The organism is Sphingomonas sp. SP5, assembly GCF_058313455.1.
Window position 1 is genome coordinate 75,696 of sequence record NZ_JBZFLF010000003.1, and the last position, 19,357, is coordinate 95,052.

Annotated in this window: 28 protein-coding genes and 1 tRNA gene; 19 read left to right on the top strand and 10 right to left on the bottom strand. The window is 66.7% G+C overall.

Going from position 1 to position 19,357, the window contains the following annotated elements:
- Nucleotides 1–135 precede the first annotated feature (135 nt).
- From fumC to gmk, 4 genes are all read left to right on the top strand, one after another.
- The gene (gene fumC / locus AC4GY7_RS07850; RefSeq protein ID WP_491112892.1) at nucleotides 136–1,524 is read left to right on the top strand and encodes a class II fumarate hydratase; all 1,389 of its coding nucleotides are present in this window, start codon (nucleotides 136–138) and stop codon (nucleotides 1,522–1,524) included.
- Nucleotides 1,525–1,600: 76 nt separating this feature from the next.
- Nucleotides 1,601–1,816, top strand: a complete 216-nt coding sequence (locus tag AC4GY7_RS07855; protein ID WP_443583951.1) for a hypothetical protein — start codon at nucleotides 1,601–1,603, stop codon at nucleotides 1,814–1,816.
- Complete coding sequence (locus AC4GY7_RS07860) at nucleotides 1,813–2,013, top strand: hypothetical protein (RefSeq protein ID WP_443583950.1); 201 nt, start codon at nucleotides 1,813–1,815, stop codon at nucleotides 2,011–2,013. The genes AC4GY7_RS07855 and AC4GY7_RS07860 overlap by 4 nt, the downstream gene beginning before the upstream one ends.
- A 94-nt stretch (nucleotides 2,014–2,107) precedes the next feature.
- Nucleotides 2,108–2,773 (top strand): guanylate kinase, encoded by a 666-nt coding sequence (gmk, locus tag AC4GY7_RS07865; RefSeq protein WP_443583949.1) that lies wholly within the window; start codon nucleotides 2,108–2,110, stop codon nucleotides 2,771–2,773.
- A 315-nt stretch (nucleotides 2,774–3,088) separates the two neighbouring features.
- Here the strand turns inward: gmk and AC4GY7_RS07870 are convergent, their stop codons facing one another.
- The 9 genes from AC4GY7_RS07870 to AC4GY7_RS07910 form a co-directional block, all read right to left on the bottom strand.
- Nucleotides 3,089–3,772: an ATP12 family chaperone protein gene (locus tag AC4GY7_RS07870; RefSeq protein ID WP_491112893.1), complete on the bottom strand. Its 684-nt coding sequence runs from the start codon at nucleotides 3,770–3,772 to the stop codon at nucleotides 3,089–3,091.
- Entirely contained in the window at nucleotides 3,769–3,984 is a 216-nt protein-coding gene (locus AC4GY7_RS07875; RefSeq protein ID WP_491112894.1) for a hypothetical protein, read from the bottom strand. Before AC4GY7_RS07875 ends, AC4GY7_RS07870 begins: the two co-directional genes overlap by 4 nt.
- Nucleotides 3,981–4,634: an HAD-IA family hydrolase gene (locus AC4GY7_RS07880; RefSeq protein ID WP_491112895.1), complete on the bottom strand. Its 654-nt coding sequence runs from the start codon at nucleotides 4,632–4,634 to the stop codon at nucleotides 3,981–3,983. Before AC4GY7_RS07880 ends, AC4GY7_RS07875 begins: the two co-directional genes overlap by 4 nt.
- A 37-nt stretch (nucleotides 4,635–4,671) precedes the next feature.
- The gene (locus AC4GY7_RS07885; protein WP_491112896.1) at nucleotides 4,672–5,406 is read right to left on the bottom strand and encodes a TorF family putative porin; all 735 of its coding nucleotides are present in this window, start codon (nucleotides 5,404–5,406) and stop codon (nucleotides 4,672–4,674) included.
- Complete coding sequence (locus AC4GY7_RS07890) at nucleotides 5,403–5,873, bottom strand: hypothetical protein (protein ID WP_491112897.1); 471 nt, start codon at nucleotides 5,871–5,873, stop codon at nucleotides 5,403–5,405. The genes AC4GY7_RS07885 and AC4GY7_RS07890 overlap by 4 nt, the downstream gene beginning before the upstream one ends.
- 307 nt (nucleotides 5,874–6,180) lie before the next feature.
- On the bottom strand, nucleotides 6,181–6,717 hold the full coding sequence (nusG, locus tag AC4GY7_RS07895) for a transcription termination/antitermination protein NusG (protein ID WP_443583943.1): 537 nt from the start codon (nucleotides 6,715–6,717) through the stop codon (nucleotides 6,181–6,183).
- 11 nt (nucleotides 6,718–6,728) lie between these two features.
- Nucleotides 6,729–6,926: a preprotein translocase subunit SecE gene (secE, locus tag AC4GY7_RS07900; RefSeq protein ID WP_443583942.1), complete on the bottom strand. Its 198-nt coding sequence runs from the start codon at nucleotides 6,924–6,926 to the stop codon at nucleotides 6,729–6,731.
- Between the two features lie 191 nt (nucleotides 6,927–7,117).
- Entirely contained in the window at nucleotides 7,118–7,261 is a 144-nt protein-coding gene (locus tag AC4GY7_RS07905) for a hypothetical protein (protein WP_491112898.1), read from the bottom strand.
- Nucleotides 7,262–7,373: 112 nt separating this feature from the next.
- Nucleotides 7,374–7,449, bottom strand: a tRNA-Trp gene (locus tag AC4GY7_RS07910).
- A 144-nt stretch (nucleotides 7,450–7,593) separates the two neighbouring features.
- On the opposite strand from AC4GY7_RS07910, the gene AC4GY7_RS07915 reads away from it, so the two are divergent.
- A complete protein-coding gene (locus AC4GY7_RS07915) occupies nucleotides 7,594–8,610 on the top strand; it encodes an alpha/beta fold hydrolase (RefSeq protein ID WP_491112899.1) in 1,017 nt (338 codons plus the stop codon).
- Here AC4GY7_RS07915 and AC4GY7_RS07920 read toward each other — a convergent pair.
- Complete coding sequence (locus AC4GY7_RS07920; protein WP_491112900.1) at nucleotides 8,607–9,254, bottom strand: hypothetical protein; 648 nt, start codon at nucleotides 9,252–9,254, stop codon at nucleotides 8,607–8,609. The genes AC4GY7_RS07915 and AC4GY7_RS07920 overlap by 4 nt on opposite strands.
- A gap of 242 nt (nucleotides 9,255–9,496) precedes the next feature.
- Between AC4GY7_RS07920 and rpsL the strand changes: the two genes are divergently transcribed.
- From rpsL to rpmC, 14 genes are all read left to right on the top strand, one after another.
- Nucleotides 9,497–9,868, top strand: a complete 372-nt coding sequence (rpsL, locus tag AC4GY7_RS07925; RefSeq protein WP_010185487.1) for a 30S ribosomal protein S12 — start codon at nucleotides 9,497–9,499, stop codon at nucleotides 9,866–9,868.
- A gap of 57 nt (nucleotides 9,869–9,925) precedes the next feature.
- Nucleotides 9,926–10,396 carry a 30S ribosomal protein S7 gene (gene rpsG, locus AC4GY7_RS07930; protein WP_443583938.1) on the top strand — a complete coding sequence of 157 codons (471 nt, stop codon included), beginning with the start codon at nucleotides 9,926–9,928 and terminating at the stop codon, nucleotides 10,394–10,396.
- Between the two features lie 84 nt (nucleotides 10,397–10,480).
- Complete coding sequence (fusA, locus tag AC4GY7_RS07935) at nucleotides 10,481–12,577, top strand: elongation factor G (RefSeq protein ID WP_491112901.1); 2,097 nt, start codon at nucleotides 10,481–10,483, stop codon at nucleotides 12,575–12,577.
- A 170-nt stretch (nucleotides 12,578–12,747) separates the two neighbouring features.
- Nucleotides 12,748–13,941: an elongation factor Tu gene (gene tuf, locus AC4GY7_RS07940; protein WP_443583936.1), complete on the top strand. Its 1,194-nt coding sequence runs from the start codon at nucleotides 12,748–12,750 to the stop codon at nucleotides 13,939–13,941.
- Nucleotides 13,942–14,207: 266 nt separating this feature from the next.
- A complete protein-coding gene (rpsJ, locus tag AC4GY7_RS07945; protein ID WP_007406109.1) occupies nucleotides 14,208–14,516 on the top strand; it encodes a 30S ribosomal protein S10 in 309 nt (102 codons plus the stop codon).
- A 288-nt stretch (nucleotides 14,517–14,804) separates the two neighbouring features.
- Nucleotides 14,805–15,554: a 50S ribosomal protein L3 gene (rplC, locus tag AC4GY7_RS07950; RefSeq protein ID WP_443583935.1), complete on the top strand. Its 750-nt coding sequence runs from the start codon at nucleotides 14,805–14,807 to the stop codon at nucleotides 15,552–15,554.
- Between the two features lie 2 nt (nucleotides 15,555–15,556).
- Entirely contained in the window at nucleotides 15,557–16,183 is a 627-nt protein-coding gene (rplD, locus tag AC4GY7_RS07955; RefSeq protein ID WP_491112902.1) for a 50S ribosomal protein L4, read from the top strand.
- Nucleotides 16,176–16,490: a 50S ribosomal protein L23 gene (locus AC4GY7_RS07960; RefSeq protein WP_443583933.1), complete on the top strand. Its 315-nt coding sequence runs from the start codon at nucleotides 16,176–16,178 to the stop codon at nucleotides 16,488–16,490. The genes rplD and AC4GY7_RS07960 overlap by 8 nt, the downstream gene beginning before the upstream one ends.
- Nucleotides 16,491–17,330 (top strand): 50S ribosomal protein L2, encoded by an 840-nt coding sequence (gene rplB, locus AC4GY7_RS07965; RefSeq protein ID WP_443583932.1) that lies wholly within the window; start codon nucleotides 16,491–16,493, stop codon nucleotides 17,328–17,330.
- Between the two features lie 3 nt (nucleotides 17,331–17,333).
- Nucleotides 17,334–17,609, top strand: coding sequence for a 30S ribosomal protein S19 (rpsS, locus tag AC4GY7_RS07970; RefSeq protein ID WP_017979490.1), 276 nt, complete (start codon nucleotides 17,334–17,336; stop codon nucleotides 17,607–17,609).
- Nucleotides 17,609–17,986 carry a 50S ribosomal protein L22 gene (gene rplV / locus AC4GY7_RS07975; protein ID WP_443583931.1) on the top strand — a complete coding sequence of 126 codons (378 nt, stop codon included), beginning with the start codon at nucleotides 17,609–17,611 and terminating at the stop codon, nucleotides 17,984–17,986. Before rpsS ends, rplV begins: the two co-directional genes overlap by 1 nt.
- Nucleotides 17,986–18,693: a 30S ribosomal protein S3 gene (gene rpsC / locus AC4GY7_RS07980; RefSeq protein WP_443583930.1), complete on the top strand. Its 708-nt coding sequence runs from the start codon at nucleotides 17,986–17,988 to the stop codon at nucleotides 18,691–18,693. Before rplV ends, rpsC begins: the two co-directional genes overlap by 1 nt.
- 13 nt (nucleotides 18,694–18,706) lie before the next feature.
- Complete coding sequence (rplP, locus tag AC4GY7_RS07985; RefSeq protein WP_491112903.1) at nucleotides 18,707–19,141, top strand: 50S ribosomal protein L16; 435 nt, start codon at nucleotides 18,707–18,709, stop codon at nucleotides 19,139–19,141.
- A 2-nt stretch (nucleotides 19,142–19,143) separates the two neighbouring features.
- Nucleotides 19,144–19,350, top strand: coding sequence for a 50S ribosomal protein L29 (gene rpmC / locus AC4GY7_RS07990; RefSeq protein WP_491112904.1), 207 nt, complete (start codon nucleotides 19,144–19,146; stop codon nucleotides 19,348–19,350).
- The last annotated feature ends 7 nt before the right edge of the window (nucleotides 19,351–19,357 follow it).

The following is a 19,357-nucleotide window of genomic DNA, read 5'->3' on the forward strand; positions in this document are numbered from 1 at the left end:
CCTCACCCGATCGTCATTCCGCGCACGTCGTGATGACGGAGGAGAAGGGTGGAACAGGCGTCGTCGGCGACAACGATCGCGACGTTCGAGGCCATTGCGCCGCAACCATCATCGCCGCCGCCGGTTCACCACCGCATGACCACCCGCACCGAAACCGATTCGATCGGCCCGATCGAGGTCCCCGCCGACGCCTATTGGGGCGCGCAGACCGAGCGCAGCCTCGAGAATTTCCCCTTCGGCCCGCGCGAGCGGATGCCGGTGGAGATCGTCCATGCCCTCGCGATCGTGAAGCGCGCGGCGGCGCGCGTGAACCGCCGGCACGGGCTGCTGCCCGAAAAGGCGGATGCGATCGAGGCGGCCGCAGCGCGAATCGCGGATGGCGCGATGGACGACCAGTTTCCGCTCGTCATCTGGCAGACGGGCAGCGGCACCCAGTCGAACATGAACGTCAACGAGGTGATCGCCGGCCGCGCCAACGAGGCGCTGACCGGCACGCGTGGCGGCAAGACGCCGGTGCATCCCAACGACGACGTCAACCGCGGTCAATCGTCCAACGACAGTTTCCCAACCGCGCTGCACGTCGCCGCGGCGCTGGCAGTGACGCGGCAGCTGTACCCGGCGCTTGACCGGCTGCGCGATGCGCTGGCGGCGCGGGCGGCGGAATGGGACGACCTCGTCAAGATCGGCCGGACCCATTTGCAGGACGCGACGCCGTTGACGTTAGGCCAGGAATTTTCGGGCTACGTCCAGCAGCTCGTCAATGCGCGCGACCGGATCGAGGGCACGCTCGCCCGCAACATCATGCCGCTGGCGCAGGGCGGAACCGCGGTCGGCACCGGGCTCAACGCGCCGGCTGGTTTCGCCGAGGACGTGGCGGCGGAGATCGCGGCGTTGACCGATCTCCCCTTCGTCACCGCGCCCAACAAGTTCGAGGCGCTGGCGAGCAACGACGGCCTCGTCGACCTGCATGGCGCGCTCAACGTGCTGGCCGTGGCGCTGACCAAGATCGCCAACGACATCCGGCTGCTCGGATCGGGTCCGCGGTCGGGCCTCGGCGAGCTCGATCTGCCGGCCAACGAACCGGGCAGCTCGATCATGCCGGGCAAGGTCAACCCGACGCAGGCCGAGATGCTGACGATGGTCGCCGCACAGGTGATGGGCAACAATGTCGCGGTCACCGTCGGCGGATTGCAGGGGCATCTGGAACTCAACGTCTTCAAGCCGTTGATCGGCGCCAATGTGCTGCGGTCGATCGCGCTGCTCAGCGTCGGCATGACGAGCTTCGCCGAACGGACGGTCGACGGGCTACAGGCAAATGCCGGGCGGATCGGCGAGCTGGTCGAGCGATCGCTGATGCTGGTCACCGCGCTGGCGCCCGAGGTCGGCTATGACAATGCCGCCAAGATCGCCAAGCACGCGCACCAGCATGGCCAGACGCTGAAGCAGGCGGGGCTGGAACTGGGGCTGGTCGACGAGGCGACGTTCGATCGGCTGGTCCGCCCGGAGACGATGATCGGGCGATGACGCCGGAACGGGACCGTTACGGAACTTCGCGCATCGTTCGCGCGCTTCATCGGGCCAGGCAAACAAAGGACGACAGGTGAGCACCACGACAACGGGCGCGCTGATCGGCGCGGCGATCGATTCGCTCTCCGGCGACGACGACGGCGTTGCGGACGGCGCGATCATCGGCGCGGTCACGGCCAATGTGCTGAAGGTCGTGCTGCCGCTGGCGGTCACCTATGCGGTCGGCTGGGCGGTGCTGCGCGGTGCGGAGCAGCTGAAGGACACGGTATTCGGAAAGGTGGAAGCATGATCGGCAGGATTATCGGTGCGCTCGTCGGGCGCGAAATGGACCGCCGCGATGGGTCGGGGGGCCTCAAGGGCGCGGCGATCGGCGCGCTCTCGGTCGGCGCGATGCGGCGCATGGGGCCGCTCGGGCTGTTGCTCGGCGGCGGCTATGTCGCGAAGAAGGCGTATGATCGCCGACGCGAGGCGAAGCGCGGGCTGTGAACGTCGCGGCCGCTCCCTCACGGGAGCGGCCTGACCCTTTGCGTTTTTGCAGCAGGTGCTTGACGCGCGGGGCGGGCAGACGCCACTAGCGCGCATGCCGACGACCCAGCCCCACGACCCGCACCATTTCAAGCGCCGCGGCGTCCTGTTCGTCCTGTCATCGCCATCCGGCGCGGGCAAATCGACGATCGCGCGCAAGCTGCTGGCGGACGAGCCGGAACTCGGCATGTCGGTGTCGGCGACGACGCGGCCGATGCGGCCGGGCGAAGTGGACGGCAAGGACTATCATTTCGTCGATCTCGAGGAATTCCGCCGCATGGTGGCGGAGGACGAGTTCCTGGAATGGGCGCACGTCTTCGGCCAGCGCTACGGCACGCCGCGTGCGCAGGTCGAGGCGATGCTGGCGGCGGGCAAGGACGTGCTGTTCGATATCGACTGGCAGGGCGCGCAGCAGCTCTTCCAGATCGCCGGCGGCGACGTGGTCCGTGTGTTCATCTTTCCGCCGTCGATGGAGGAACTGCGCGCCCGGCTCACCAATCGCAACACCGATTCGGCCGAGGTGATCGAGGCGCGCATGGCGCGGGCCGCCAATGAGGTGAGCCACTGGGACGGCTATGACTATGTCCTGGTCAACGACGACGTCGAGCAGTGTTTCAAGGGGGTGAAGACGATCCTCGCCGCCGAACGGCTGAAGCGGTCGCGGCAGACCGGGCTGATCGGCTTCATCCGCAAGCTAACCCGCGTGGCGGGATCGGCGTAAAGCCGAAGATGAGGTGGTTCGCGCGTAGGTGAGACGCGGCTCAATGCTCTTCCATCATCATCCAGGGCATCGAGCGGTAGCCCCCTTCACCCTGTATCCCGTTTGCCCTGAGCTTGTCGAAGGGCGGGCTGCAACGGACGATACGCTTGCGGCGCTGCCCTTCGACAGGCTCAGGGCAAACGGTTCGAGTCTAAAGCGCGGCGCTATAGCGTGATGGGAGCGGCACACACTGCCGGCGCAAGACCTCCGCGCCTCTGCGCGAGCCCATCCTAACTTTGCGATTTTGCACGGTGCCGTCCCACGGGCCGTCACCCGTCAATCCAGCGCGTGCAGGAAGGTGATGGCGGCATCGTAGTCGCGGCGGCGATTGTCGCGCGCCTGAATGGCCAGGGCGTCGGTGCCCCACAGGTCCGCCTGCCAATCCTCGTCGACATGCGCGGCCATCCACGCCGTATCGGGATTGGCCGCGTGTTCCAGCAGCGCCAGTGCCAAGACCAGCGATCCGGTGATCGTCACGATCGGTGACAGCCCGGCGAGGTGGAAGGGATCGAGGGCGCTCACGGCGTCGCTCAGCCGGGTCAGCGTCGCCGCCGGCTGCGGTCGATGCATGACGCCGGAGGTCGGCTCGAAATGCACGTCGTAGCGGGTACGCGCCCAGGTGAGCCACGGATCCCAGGCGTCGCGCTGGCGGGCGACCAGATCGTCGGGCGAATCGGCGCGGTAATAGAGCAGGTCGCTTTCGCCATAGGCGGCAAGGCCGGCGGCGAAGGCGGCGGGATCGGGCGCGATGCGGTCGATGGCGGCGTTGGCAAGGCCGGTGAGCGGCATCGTCCGCGGATCGAGCGTGTCGGGCACGGCGCGCCATTCGGCCGCCACCGCGTCGGCCAGCGCGGGCGTCGGCAGCGCCAGGGGCGTGCGGCCGGGCGTGCGCACCGGCCTGCCGTCCAGCGTCACCACGCGGTCGGCATCGATGGCCACATCGGTCCAGAAGCGCTTCATGGCTGTGGCGGCGTCCGCCAGCGCTGTGCGAGGCTCGCCGGCACGATCGCGATCACCGCCAGCGCCGACAGCGTGATCGCAACGCCCAGCGCCTTGGTCGGCCAGTCATGCGCACGCGCCGCGAGGACGAGGCCGAAGATCGCGCCGATGCTGCCGGCAAGCCGGCTGCCGACCATGGCCAGCCAGCGCCGCCGCGCGGTATCGCCGCTCATGCGAGCAGCCCCGGCAGGGCGGCGACGCGCTCGGCGACGACGTCGGCCCCGGCGTCCACCAGATCGTGGAGGTCGTGATAGCCCCAGGCGACGCCGATCGCGCGGGCGCCCGCCGCCTTGGCCATCGCCATGTCGAAACTGGTGTCACCGATCATCGCAGTCATATGGGGCGCCGCGCCTGCCTCCGCCATGGCGGCGAGCAGCATCGCCGGATCGGGTTTGGACGGGTGGCGGTCGGCGGTCTGTAGAGTGACGAACCGGTGGGCGAGGCCGTGATGGCCGAGGATATGCGCCAGGCCGCGGTCGGACTTGCCGGTCGCGACGCCGAGCAGCCAGCCGTCGTCCGTCAGCGTTTGCAGGACGATGTCGATGCCCTCGAACAAGGGCTCCTCCGCCATCGCGCCGCTGGTGCGCAGGCGGAAGAACGCGTCCTTGTAATCCGCCGCCATGCGTCGGTGCAGCGCGGTATCGGCCTGCGGCAGCAGCGCGGCGAGCGCCTCCACCAGGCTGAGGCCGACGATCCGCCGGATCGCGGCACGCGGCGGCGCCGGCATGTCGGCGAGCAGGAATGCCTCCTCCATCGCCCGGCAGATATTGGCCTGGCTGTCGACGAGCGTTCCGTCGCAGTCGAATACGGCAAGTCTGGTCATCGGCGCGGCGTAGCGGGGTCGGGAGGGAGGAGAAAGGTCAGAAATCCAGGCGTGCCCGGCCGACGATGCGATCGCCGGCATGGCGCGCATCGGCGAACGGGCCGAACGCGGCGGCGCGCGATACGTCGGTGCCGACGTAATCCAGGCCGAACGTCAGCCGGTCGCGGCGATGCTCCACTCCCAGCCGCCAGTCGGTGTAATCGCCGCCGGGGCGCAGCCGCTGGGCGCGGACGGAATCGTCCACCGCGCCGGAGGAATGGCCGAGATCGGCGAGCACGGTCAGCGGCGTACCGGGGATACCGGCGCTGGCGTTGGCATACAGATAGAGGTTGCTGCCACCGATCGCGCGCTGCGCCGGCGCATAGCTGGCGCCGCCGGTCAGGTAGAGAGGTCCATAGCCATAGCCGGCAAAGCCGCCGACCTCGACATAGTCCATCCGCCCGCGCGCACCGGCGAACAGGTGGCCGGTCGCCTGCGCGCGCAGCCGTACCGCGCCCACGTCCCAGCCTGAGCCGACGGTGAGATCGGCGACGGCATCGGCCCCGGCATGGCGATCGGAGCCGCGCGTAGTGACGATGCGCGCGGAAGCATCCAGTGCGCCGCTGGCGATGCGGGCGTCCGCCGATGCCACCGCCCGTCCGTCGCTCCAGCTGAGGCCGCGGCGGTTTTCGTCACTTGCCGCCTCGACACCGGCGGAGGTGCTCAGCTGCGCCGCGGCCGGGCCGGCCAGCAACGCGATTCCGGCGCCGAGGGCATATAGTGCTGGCTTCATCCAACGCTGACCGTGCCGTGCAGCCGATCGAGTTCGTCGCGCAGCACCTCATGGTCTTCACGCGCCACAGCCTGGAGGTGACGGTCGAGATCGCCGGCCTGTGCCGCGACGTCGCGGGCGATCGCCTGCTGCTGGCCACTGCACCAGCCGTTGCGGCTGCCGGTCGCCACCGGTTCGCTGACGAAGCTGCGGTGCAGGCGGTGGCCGCCGGGGGTGACGGCGTGGCGGGAGACGTCGATCCGCGCGTTCCAGTGGCAGCGCAAGGTCGACGGGCGGCCGGCCGGCGCGACGGCACCGATCTGGCGGTGATCGACGCGCAGATCGCCACGGTAGCGGGCGTCGACGGGGCCGATGCGATGATCGATGCGAACGGCGTGATCGGTGCCGATGGGGTCACCGGGATTGGGCGCCGCCGCGATACCAAGAACGGCTGCCAAACCCAGGCCGACGAAGCGTAGACAGGTCATGACCGGCTCTCTCCTTGTGGGTCCCGGCGCATGCTGGCCGGTGACACCTTGCGCCGTGGCGGCGTACCCTATCAATGGCGCAGGCGCCGCTTGGTTGCGCGAACGGATCGTGAGAAAAGGTTTCTGCTGGGGAAGGATGCGGGCGCTGCTGGCACGGCCCGCGTTTCTAGCCGGGAAGGGGTGAGCCGGACCAACGCGTGATGCGCTGCCTCACCCGACACAGGAGTGAATCCCGCGTCGTCGGACGGGTTCGCTGTGCGACCCGCCGGCCGGGCTCGGCCGCACGCACAGGCGCGCGGCCTGCGCCTTACTTGCTGCGTTCGACCTGCTCGAAGTCGAGCTCGACCGGCGTCGCGCGGCCGAAGATCGAGACGCTGACCTTGACCTTGGACTTGTCGAAATCGAGTTCCTCGACGATGCCGTTGAAGCTGGCGAACGGGCCTTCCAGCACCTTCACCGCATCGCCGATCTCGTAATCCACCTTGACCTTGGTCTTGGGGGCGGCGGCGGCCTCTTCCTTGCTGTTGAGCATCCGCGCGGCCTCGGCCTCGCTGATCGCCTGCGGCTTGCCCATCGATCCGAGGAAGCCGGTCACCTTGGGCGTGTTCTTGACCAGATGGTAGACGTCGTCGTTCATGTTGAGCTTGGCGAGGACGTAGCCGGGCATGAACTTGCGCTCGACCGCGATCTTCTTGCCGCGGCGTGCCTCCGTCACCGTCTCGGTCGGCACCTCGATCTGCTCGACCAGTTGTTCGAGGCCGAGGCGGGTCGCCTCCGACATGATCGCGTCGCGGACCTTGCCCTCGAAGCCCGAATAGGCGTGAATGATGTACCAGCGCGCCATTATGGAAACCCTTACTTCGCGAGCTTGAGCAGCGCCTGGACGACCGCGTTGAAGAACGTGTCGACGCCCAGGAAGAACAGCGCGAGGATGGTCGTCATGATGACGACCATGACGCCCGTCATGATCGTCTCGCGCCCGGTCGGCCAGACGACCTTCTTGGTCTCTGCCTGCACCTGACGGATGAACTCGATGGGGGTCGTCTTCGCCACTCTTGTCTCTCGAAGCCCGCTGGAATCACGATGATCCGGACAGCTGCGGCCATGGCGGCTCCGCCGCTTTCCCCTTGATGGGAAACCGGCGCGGCCCGTCCTGGCTGTCGGATGGCCTGCGCAGATAGCCCCCTGGGCGCGTCAGCGCAAGAGCGAGCGTGGAGGCAGGCCGGCCGCCCCGCACGATGGGATCAGTGGCCGTAACGCTTGATGCCGCGACGGCGCAGCTTGTCGCGTTTGCGTTTCCGCAAGTAGACGACAAGCGTCGGAACGCCGATCAGCAGCAACGTGCCGATGATGACCAGTACAAGGGTATATCGCGTCGCCTCATCCATGCCTGCGGTATAGCAGGCCGGGCGCGGGCGTCACCGTTCGAAATGACAAAAAATTCATCATCTACGTCAACGGATTGGCTGTGGGCCACTGCTTCGCCGCGCGGCGAAGGACTGGCAGGAGTGCACGGACTCGAACCGTGGGCCCTCGGTTTTGGAGACCGATGCTCTACCAACTGAGCTACACTCCTGCAGCGCGGTGCGCCCTATCGCCATCGCGGCCAAAGGGCAAGCCGATCCTGCATCGTCCGTGACGATTCGCCGCAGAGCGGATGACGCCGCGAACCGGCGCCTTATAAGGCGCCGCTCGGTGTCGCGGAAAGGAGCGCAGGGTTTTGGCCAGGATTTTTGCGGCGTGCACGGCGATGGTGGCGGCGATGATGCCGGTTGCCGGCGGGGCGGAGCAGACTGCGGCGCCGGACTTCGGCGCCAACCTGGAGCGCTTCACCTATCCCTGGCCGGTGCAGACGATGACGGTGGACGTGATCGGCCAGCCTGCGACCATGGCGTTCATGGACATCGCGCCGGCGCGGCCCAACGGCGCGAGCGTGGTGCTGTTGCATGGCAAGAACTTCTGCGGCGCCACCTGGGAAAGTACGGCAAGGGCGCTGAGCGGCGCGGGCTATCGCGTGCTCGTTCCCGATCAGATCGGCTTCTGCAAATCGTCCAAGCCGCGCAGCGCGCAATATAGCTTCGAGATGCTGGCCGCCTTTACCCGCCGGCTGATGCAGTCGCGCGGCATCGCCCGTGCGGCGATCGTCGGTCATTCGATGGGCGGCATGCTCGCGATGCGCTTTGCGATCATGTACCCCGACGCGGTCGACCGGCTGGTGCTGGTGAACCCGCTGGGGTTGAAGGACCGGTCCGAGGAAGGGCTGCCGTACGTCGATATCGACACATTGTGGGCGGGCGAGCGCAAGACCAGCTACGCGACCATCAAGGCGTATCAGCAGCAGAACTACTACCACGGCACCTGGAAGCCGGCCTATGACCGCTGGGTGTGGATGCTGGCGGGCATGTACGCGGGGCAGGGGCGCGACACGGTGGCTCTGGCGCAGGCCAAGACCAGCGAGATGATCAAGACGCAGCCGGTCGCGCACGAGCTTTACCGCATCAAGCCGCCCACCACGCTGATCGTCGGCACGCTCGACAAGACGGCGTTCGGCCGCGCGCAGATGCCGCCCGACCTGCGGCAGTTCCTGCAGGCGATCCCCGCGATCGCGGGCGAGGCGGTGAAGCGGATGCCGAACGCGGCGCTGGTCCGACTGGATGGGCTCGGCCATTCGCCGCAGGTCGAGGATCCGGCCCGATTCGAAAAGCTGTTGCTCCAGACGCTGGCGCAGCGGCGCTAGGCGGCGAGGCGGATCGTCACGCGGCGCACCGGCAGATTGTCGTTGGCGGCGATCCGCGCGGGCACGGCGGCGAGCGGCAGCAGCGCCAGTGCGGCGACGAAGCCGAATGCTCCCGCCGGTAGCGGCAGCACGGCGGCGAGGACGAGCGCACCGAGTCGTGCTTCGCGCATCAGGTCCGCCGGCGCCGACGCGGCTGCGCGCGCGGCCAGCCACGCCGCGCTGCCCGCGCCCAGTGCGGCGACCAGCGCGACGCTGTGCGGAAGGAGGATGGCCGCAACGTTCGGCAGGTCGGCCGATGGCGCGTGCCACGGCGACGCAAGCCACGCCGCTGCCGCCGTCAGGGCGGCGATGGGCAGGTGGCGCGCTGCACCGCGGGCGATCGGCCAACCGACAAGGAGTGGCGCCAGCAGCAACCCCGCCGACGACAGGCCTGCGGCGAGGCCGGCCGCCGCCAGCATGGCGCGGTACCGCCGGTCATGCGCCGCGACCAAAGCCGCGACCAGCGCCAGCAAGGCCGTCGCATCGCTCCAGCCGCCGCCCGGCAGCACGGCCGCAAATGCCGCCATCAGCGCCAGTGCCGCGACCGAGGTCGAAGGCAGGGCAGGGGGCGACTTCAGCCGCAAGGCAGGGAAAGAGGCCGGCATGCCGGTGCCGTACGCGCGCGGCGGTTGCGAGCCGGTTAAGGGCGGCGATGTTGACCGCAAGCCCGACTCTGCGTATAGGCCCGCGCGCTCGCCGGAGCGATCCGACGGGCAAGCTTGAACATTGCTGGATGCAAATGTGTGGGGCCCCTGGTGACGTGCGCGTCGCTTGTGTGTCCCTTTTTGTATTCCGAAGTGCTGTGATGGCTCCAGCAAAGTAACCCTTTTACAGAGGTGAAGGCTTCATGCCGACGATCAACCAGCTGGTCCGCAAGGGCCGCGACCCGCAGAAGGCCAAGTCCAAGGTCCCTGCGATGGAGCAGAACCCGCAGAAGCGCGGCGTCTGCACCCGCGTCTACACGACGACCCCGAAGAAGCCGAACTCGGCGCTGCGCAAGGTGGCCAAGGTCCGCCTGACCAACAGCCGCGAAGTCATCAGCTACATCCCGGGCGAAGGCCACAACCTTCAGGAGCACTCGGTGGTCCTGATCCGCGGCGGCCGTGTGCGCGACCTTCCCGGCGTGCGCTACCACGTGCTGCGCGGCGTGCTCGACACGCAGGGCGTCAAGGATCGCCGCCAGTCCCGCTCCAAGTACGGCGCCAAGCGTCCGAAGTAAGCCGGATGTCCCCGTGTGGGGATCATCCATCAGGCTGAAGTTTGAAAGGTTTTTGAAATGGCACGTCGTCGTCGTCCCGAAAAGCGGGTCATCCTGCCTGATCCCAAGTTCGGGGATGAGGTTCTGTCGAAGTTCATGAATTCGGTGATGCTGGACGGCAAGAAGTCCGTCGCCGAACTCATCGTCTATGGTGCGCTCGAAACCGTCGAGACCCGCGCGAAGCGCGAGCCGATCGGCGTGTTCCACGATGCGCTGAACAACATCAAGCCGGGCATCGAGGTCCGCAGCCGCCGCGTCGGCGGTGCGACCTACCAGGTCCCCGTCGAGGTGCGTCCGGAGCGTGCCCAGGCGCTCGCGATCCGCTGGCTGATCGCCGCGGCCCGCGCCCGCTCGGAGAACACGATGTCGGCGCGCCTGTCGGGCGAGCTGATGGACGCCGCCAACAACCGCGGCAACGCGGTGAAGAAGCGGGAAGACACGCACCGCATGGCCGAAGCCAACCGGGCGTTCTCGCACTACCGCTGGTAAGGCTTGGAAGCTTTCCGCTTTTGACCTATATCATGGGGAGCCGGCGGAAGCTGCGCTCCCCATATCTCTAAGGAAACCACGATCATGGCCCGCAGCCATCCGCTCGAGCGCTATCGCAACATCGGCATCATGGCGCACATCGACGCCGGCAAGACGACCACGACCGAGCGCATCCTCTATTACACCGGCAAGTCGTACAAGATCGGCGAAGTGCACGAAGGCACCGCGACGATGGACTGGATGGAGCAGGAGCAGGAGCGCGGGATCACGATCACGTCGGCTGCGACGACCTGCTTCTGGTCCGCCGACGAGGGCAAGGGCCCTGAGCATCGCATCAACATCATCGACACCCCCGGCCACGTCGACTTCACCATCGAAGTCGAGCGTTCGCTGCGCGTGCTCGACGGTGCGGTTGCCTGTTTCGACGGCGTCGCCGGCGTTGAGCCGCAGTCGGAAACCGTGTGGCGTCAGGCCGACAAGTACGGCGTGCCGCGCATGTGCTTCGTCAACAAGCTCGATCGCACCGGTGCCGACTTCTACTTCTGCGTCGATTCGATCATCGAGCGCCTCGGCGCGCGTCCGGCCGTGCTGTATCTGCCGATCGGCATCGAGGGCGGCTTCAAGGGCCTCGTCGACCTGGTGAACAACCGCGCGATCATCTGGCTGGAAGAGAGCCTGGGCGCGAAGTTCGAATATCAGGACATTCCCGACGACCTGAAGGAAAAGGCCGCGAAGTATCGCAGCGACCTGATCGAGATGGCCGTTGAGCAGGACGATGCGCTGATGGAAGCGTATCTCGAAGGCAACGAGCCCTCGGTCGCCGACCTCAAGATGCTGATCCGCAAGGGCACGCTCGAAATGGCGTTCGTGCCGATCGTCTGCGGCTCGGCGTTCAAGAACAAGGGCGTGCAGCCGCTGCTCGACGCGGTGGTCGACTATCTGCCGAGCCCGCTCGACGTGCCGGCGATCAAGGGCGTCAAGCTCGACGGCGAAACGCCGGACGAGCGTCCGTCGTCGGACACCGAGCCGTTCGCGGCGCTGGCGTTCAAGATCATGAACGATCCCTTCGTCGGCACGCTGACCTTCGCGCGCATCTATTCCGGCAAGCTGGAAACCGCGTCGCAGGTGATGAACTCGGTCAAGGACAAGAAGGAAAAGGTCGGTCGCATGCTGCTGATGCATGCGAACAGCCGTGAGGACATCCAGGAAGCCTATGCCGGCGACATCGTCGCGCTGGCGGGTCTCAAGGACACCACCACCGGCGACACGCTCTGCGCGCAGAACGCCCCGATCATCCTCGAGCGGATGGAATTCCCCGAGCCCGTGATCGAGCTGTCGGTGGAGCCGAAGACCAAGGCGGACCAGGAGAAGATGGGCGTCGCGCTCAATCGCCTCGCCCGCGAGGATCCCTCGTTCCGCGTGACCTCGGACGCCGAATCGGGCCAGACCATCATCAAGGGGATGGGCGAGCTCCACCTCGAGATCCTGGTCGACCGCATGAAGCGCGAGTTCAAGGTCGAGGCGAACGTCGGTGCGCCGCAGGTGGCGTATCGCGAATACCTCAAGAAGCCGGTCGACATCGACTACACGCACAAGAAGCAGTCGGGTGGTACCGGCCAGTTCGGCCGCGTGAAGGTGAAGTTGACGCCGGGCGAGCGTGGCAGCGGCTTCGTGTTCAAGGACGAGGTGAAGGGTGGTAATATTCCGAAGGAATATATCCCCGCGATCGAAAAAGGCTTCCGCGAAACGGCGGAAACCGGTTCGCTGGTCGGCTTCCCGATCATCGACTTCGAGGTCAACCTGTACGACGGCGCGTACCACGACGTCGACTCGTCGGCGCTGGCGTTCGAGATCTGTGCCCGCGGCGCGATGCGCGAAGCGGCCCAGAAGTCGGGCATCACGCTGCTCGAGCCGGTGATGAAGGTCGAGGTCGTCACCCCGGAGGATTACCTGGGCGACGTCATCGGCGACATGAACAGCCGTCGCGGCCAGATCCAGGGTACGGACAGCCGCGGCAACGCGCAGACCGTCGAGGCGATGGTCCCGCTGGCCAACATGTTCGGCTATGTGAACGCGCTCCGCTCGTTCACCCAGGGCCGCGCGCAGTACAGCATGCAGTTCTCGCACTATGACGAAGTGCCGCAGAACGTCGCGGACGAAGTGAAGGCGAAGCTCGCCTAAGGCGCACGGGGCTAAGGCGACTTAGCCCCGGGATGCCGAAGGCCGGCCTGCGTGGCGGGGCGACATAGTCGGCCCCGCCGCACAGGGGCTGGCATTACCCACAAACTCCCGCTACAGGGCCGCGTTCGCGTGGCCCCGGCGGCACCGAATTCGAATCAGAAGGTAGGAAAATGGCTAAGGCAAAATTCGAGCGGACCAAGCCGCACCTCAACATCGGCACCATCGGTCACGTCGACCACGGCAAGACCTCGCTGACCGCAGCGATCACCAAGGTTCTCGCAGAGACCTCGGGCGGCGTCGCCGTCGACTTCGCGAACATCGACAAGGCTCCGGAAGAGCGCGAGCGCGGCATCACCATCTCGACCGCCCACGTCGAGTATGAGACGACGAACCGCCACTATGCGCACGTCGACTGCCCGGGCCACGCCGACTACGTCAAGAACATGATCACCGGTGCCGCCCAGATGGACGGCGCGATCCTGGTCGTCTCGGCCACCGACGGCCCGATGCCGCAGACCCGCGAGCACATCCTGCTCGCCCGTCAGGTCGGCGTGCCGGCGATGGTCGTGTTCATGAACAAGGTCGATCTGGTCGACGACGAGGAAATCCTCGAGCTGGTCGAGCTGGAAATCCGCGAGCTGCTGAGCTCGTACGAATTCCCGGGCGATGACATCCCCATCATCAAGGGTTCGGCGGTCAAGGCGCTCGACGGCAGCGACACCAAGCTCGGCCAGGAGTCGGTCCTGGAGCTGATGAAGGCGGTCGACGACTACATCCCGCAGCCCGAGCGTCCGCTCGACAAGCCGTTCATGATGCCGATCGAAGACGTGTTCTCGATCTCGGGCCGTGGCACCGTGGTGACCGGCCGCGTCGAGACCGGCATCGTCAAGGTCGGTGAGGAAGTCGAGATCGTCGGTATCCACCCGACCGTCCGCAAGACCACCGTCACCGGCGTCGAGATGTTCCGCAAGCTGCTCGACCAGGGCCAGGCCGGCGACAACGTCGGTGCGCTGATCCGCGGCGTCGCTCGCGACGAAGTCGAGCGTGGCCAGGTGCTCTGCAAGCCGGGCTCGATCAAGCCGCACACCGACTTCAAGTCGGAAGTGTACGTGCTGTCGAAGGAAGAGGGTGGCCGTCACACGCCGTTCTTCGCCAACTATCGTCCGCAGTTCTACTTCCGCACCACGGACGTGACCGGCACCGTCGAGCTGCCCGAGGGCACCGAGATGGTGATGCCGGGCGACAACATCGCCCTCGGCATCAAGCTGATCGCGCCGATCGCCATGGACGTCGGCCAGCGCTTCACCATCCGTGAGGGCGGTCGTACCGTCGGCGCGGGCGTCGTGAGCGCGATCGACAAGTAAGTCGCGTGATCGGCGCCCTCCGGCGCCGACCACAGGAACAGCGGCCCGGCTCTCCAAAAAAGGAGAGTCGGGCCGTTGCCTTTTTATGAGGGCTCCTTTAAGGGCGCCCCTCCAGTTTTACTGAGTTGCGGCTCTTTCTCGTCGTCGCGGATGCCCAATGAACGGGCGACGCGATCTCATCCCGCCGGTCCAGCACCAGCGGCACGAGTCCTTCGCTACGGCGGGGGAGACGGCCGGGGTCGTGCTCCTTCGCATCGGTAGGGATCATGGACAGCAACATCCGTATTCGCCTCAAGGCATTCGACCATCGCGTGCTCGACCAGGCGACCGGCGACATCGCCGACACCGCACGCCGCACCGGCGCGCTCATCCGTGGCCCGATTCCGCTGCCGACCCGCATCGAGAAGTTCACGGTGAACCGCGGTCCGCACATCGACAAGAAGTCGCGCGAGCAGTTCGAGGTGCGCACCTACAAGCGCATGCTCGACATCGTGCAGCCGACCCCGCAGACGGTCGATGCGCTGATGAAGCTCGACCTCGCCGCCGGCGTTGACGTCGAGATCAAGCTGGCGTAATGGCGCGCATCCCCGCGGTTGACGTGAGTCCCGCGGGTTTGCTGTTTTCCGCGTTATGCGGCGACAGCCGGTTGGGAACCCGCCTGGCGGGCCCCTGACAGACACGAGATACCGCCGGCTCCTTGCGAGCCGGGCCAGCGTCTCCCGTCACGCTCCCGGCAACGGGAGCAACCAGCCCGGGACGGGGCCGACGCAGTTACATCCGGGTTGGATGACACGCCTTCGGGGGTGTCGCACGCACGTGCGGGAATGGTCCCGGGCGTGCCTCTGTAAAAGGAGTGCAGGATCATGCGTACTGGCGTGATCGCGAAGAAAATGGGGATGACCCGCCTGTTCCAGGACGACGGCCGCCACGTGCCGGTCACCGTCCTGCAGCTCGAAGGCGTTCAGGTCGTCGCCCGTCGCGAAATGGATCGGGACGGCTATACCGCCGTCCAGCTTGGTGCCGGCGTCGCCAAGGCCAAGAATGTCGCCAAGCCGCAGCGCGGCCACTTCGGCAAGGCCGAGGTCGAGCCCAAGGCGGTGGTCGCCGAATTCCGCGTGACCGAGGACAACCTCCTCGACGTCGGCGCCGAACTGTCGGCCGATCACTATGTCGCCGGCCAGCTGGTCGATATCCAGGGTCGTACCCAGGGTAAGGGTTTTGCCGGCGCGATGAAGCGCTGGAACTTCGGCGGTCTGCGCGCCACGCACGGCGTGTCGGTCAGCCACCGTTCGCACGGTTCGACCGGTAACCGCCAGGATCCGGGTCGCGTCTTCAAGAACAAGAAGATGGCCGGCCACATGGGCGACAAGAACCGCACCCAGCAGAACCTCGAGATCGTCGGCACCGACGTCGAGCGCGGCCTGATCTTCGTCAAGGGCTCGGTGCCCGGCTCGAAGGGCGGCTGGCTGTTCGTCAAGGACGCCGTGAAGGTGAAGGCGCATGCCGACGCCCCGTATCCCGCCAGCCTGAAGCAGGCTGCCAATAGCAACACCGCCGCCGACACGCCCGCTGAGACGAGCGCGCCGGAAGCGACCGACGGCCAGGAGGGCTGAACGTGAAGGTCAAGGTTCAATCCTTCGCCGGGGCCGCTGGCGCGGACGTCGAGCTCAACGACGAGGTCTTCGGCCTCGATCCGCGCGCCGACATCCTGCACCGCGTCGTCACCTGGCAGCTCGAGAAGCGTCGTGAGACGGCTCGCGGCACGCGTGAGCGCGCCGATGTCGCCCGCTCGGGCAAGAAGTTCGGTCGCCAGAAGGGCGGCGGTACCGCCCGTCACGGCGATCGCCGCGCCCCCGTCTTCATCGGCGGTGGTAAGGCTCACGGCGCCCGCGTTCGCGACTTCAATCCGTCGCTGAACAAGAAGATCCGCGCCCTGGGCCTCAAGATGGCGCTGAGCAGCCATGCCAAGGCCGGCTCGCTGATCGTCATGGACAGCATCGCGGTCGAGAACAACAAGACCAAGACGCTGGTCGGCGACCTCGCCAAGCTGGGCTTCGGCAAGTCGGCGCTGGTCATCGACGGCGATGCGGTCGAGACGAGCTTCGCGCTGGCTGCCGGCAACCTGCACGGCATCAACGTCCTGCCGTCGGCCGGTGCCAACGTCTACGACATCCTGAAGGCTGACACGCTGGTGCTGACCCGCGCGGCGGTCGAGAAGCTGGAGGCTCGGTTCAATGGCTAAGCAGCAGAAGGCCGTCGACAACCGTCACTATGACGTGATCGTCGCGCCGCACATCACCGAAAAGGCGACCGTGCTCTCCGAGCATAACGCCGTCGTGTTCAAGGTCGCCAACGACGCGACCAAGCCGCAGATCAAGGCTGCCGTCGAAGCGATCTTCGACGTCACCGTGACCGGCGTGAACACGATCGTCCAGAAGGGCAAGACCAAGAAGTGGAAGGGCGCTCCCTACCAGCGCTCCGACATGAAGAAGGCCATTGTCACCCTGAAGGACGGCCAGTCGATCGACGTAACCGAGGGGGCCAAGTAAGTGGCACTCAAGCATTATAACCCGACGAGCCCGGCCCGCCGCGGCCTGATCCTCGTCGACAAGTCGCAGCTGTACAAGGGCAAGCCCGTCAAGGCGCTGACCGAAGGCAAGCGCAAGACCGGTGGCCGCAACAACAAGGGCCATGTGACCAGCCGCGGCATCGCGGGTGGCCACAAGCAGAAGTACCGCTACGTCGACTTCAAGCGTCGCAAGTGGGACGTCGAGGGCACCGTCGAGCGGCTGGAATATGATCCCAACCGCACCGCGTTCATCGCGCTGGTGAAGTATGCCGACGAAGAGCTGGCCTACATCATCGCGCCGCAGCGTCTGGCGCCGGGCGACAAGGTCCTTGCGGCCAAGAAGACCGACACCAAGCCGGGCAACGCGATGGAGATCGGCCAGGTCCCCGTCGGCACCATCGTCCACAACGTGGAGATGAAGCCGGGCAAGGGCGGTCAGATCGCCCGTTCGGCCGGTACCTATGTGCAGGTCGTCGGCCGTGATCGCGGCATGGTGATCGTTCGCCTGAACTCGGGCGAGCAGCGCTACATCCGTGGCGAGTGCATGGCGACGGTCGGTGCGGTGTCGAACCCGGACAACCAGAACCAGAACCTCGGCAAGGCCGGGCGTTCGCGCTGGATGGGCAAGCGTCCGCTGACCCGCGGCGTCGCCAAGAACCCGGTCGACCACCCGCACGGCGGTGGTGAAGGCCGGACCTCGGGTGGCCGTCATCCGGTCACGCCGTGGGGCAAGCCGACGAAGGGTGCGCGCACCCGTCACAACAAGTCGACCGACAAGATGATCATCCGGTCGCGTCATTCGACCAAGAGGAAGGGCTAAGCCATGGCTCGTTCAGTCTGGAAGGGCCCGTTCGTCGAACTGAGCCTTCTGAAGAAGGCGGAAACCGCGCAGGACGCCGGTGGCCGCGCGCCGATCAAGACCTGGTCGCGTCGCTCCACCATCCTGCCGTCGTTCGTCGGCCTTACGTTCAACGTCTACAACGGCCGCAAGTTCGTGCCGGTGTCGGTCAATGAGGACATGGTCGGCATGAAGCTGGGTGAGTTCGCGCCGACGCGCTACTTCCCGGGTCACGCCGCCGACAAGAAGGGCAAGCGCTGATGAGCAAGCCTGCATCCCCCCGCAAGGTCGGCGACAAGGAAGCCTTGTCGGTCGGCACCCAGATCCGCGGCTCGGCGCAGAAGCTGAACCTGGTCGCGGCGCTGATCCGCAACAAGCCGGTCGGTGACGCGATGAACATCCTCGCCTTCTCGAAGAAGGCGATGGCGGTCGACGCGCGCAAGGTGCTGGCGTCCGCCATCGCCAATGCCGAGAACAACCACAACCTCGACGTCGACGCGCTCGTCGTCGCCGAGGCGTCGGTCGGCAAGTCGATCACCATGAAGCGCTTCGCGACCCGTGGCCGTGGCAAGTCCACCCGCATCCTGAAGCCGTTCAGCCGTCTGCGCATCGTCGTGCGCGAGCAGGAAGAAGCATAATGGGTCACAAGAGCAACCCGATCGGCATGCGGCTCCAGATCAACCGGACCTGGGACAGCCGCTGGTTCGCCGAGGGCCATGACTATGGCCAGCTGCTGCTGGAGGATCTGAAGATCCGCCAGTATATCGTGAAGACGCTGCCGCAGGCGGCGATCTCCAAGGTGGTGATCGAGCGTCCGGCCAAGCTGTGCCGCATCTCGATCTTCGCCGCGCGCCCCGGCGTCATCATCGGCAAGAAGGGCTCGGACATCGAGAAGCTGCGCAAGACGCTCGGCACGATGACCAAGTCGGACGTGTCGCTGAACATCGTCGAGATCCGCAAGCCGGAGATCGACGCCAAGCTCGTCGCGCAGGGTATCGCCGACCAGCTGGAGCGTCGTATCGCCTTCCGCCGCGCCATGAAGCGTGCGGTGCAGTCGGCGATGCGCCTGGGTGCCGACGGCATCCGCGTCGCCTGCGGCGGCCGCCTGGGCGGCGCCGAGATCGCCCGTTCCGAGAGCTATCGCGAAGGTCGCGTTCCGCTGCACACGCTGCGCGCGAACATCGACTATGCCGAGGCCGAAGCCCACACGTCCTATGGCGTGTGCGGCGTGAAGGTCTGGGTCTTCAAGGGCGAGATCCTCGGCCATGACCCGATGGCGCAGGACCGGCTGATGATGGAGGCTCAGACCTCCGGCGTCCGTCCGGCCCGCGACGACCGTCGTTAAGGACTGACACGACATGCTGCAGCCAAAGCGCACCAAATTCCGCAAGGCCTTCAAGGGCCGCATCCATGGCGATGCCAAGGGTGGCACCAGCCTCAACTTCGGGTCGTACGGCCTGAAGGCGATGGAGCCGGAGCGGATCACCGCCCGCCAGATCGAGGCGGCCCGCCGCGCGATCACCCGCCACATCCGCCGTCAGGGCCGGTTGTGGATCCGCGTGTTCCCGGACGTGCCGGTTTCGTCGAAGCCCGCCGAAGTCCGCATGGGCTCGGGCAAGGGTTCGCCCGAATTCTGGGCCGCCCGCGTCAAGCCGGGTCGGATCCTGTTCGAGCTGGACGGCGTCGAGGGCAAGATCGCCGCGGAGGCGTTCGAGCGCGCCGCGATGAAGCTCCCGATCAAGACCAAGGTCGTTGCCCGCCTGGGCGACACCAGCCACCTCGGAGGCGAGTAACCATGGCTCAGACGACCGATTTCAACGGCCAGAGCGACGACCAGCTGAGCGAGAGCCTCGGCCAGCTGAAGCGTGAGCAGTTCAACCTCCGCTTCCAGGCGGCGACGAACCAGCTCGAAAAGTCGAGCCGCGTGAAGGAAGTCCGTCGCGACATCGCGCGGATCAAGACCCTCCAGGCGCAGCGCACCAGCGCCGCGGCTGCCAAGTAAGGATACG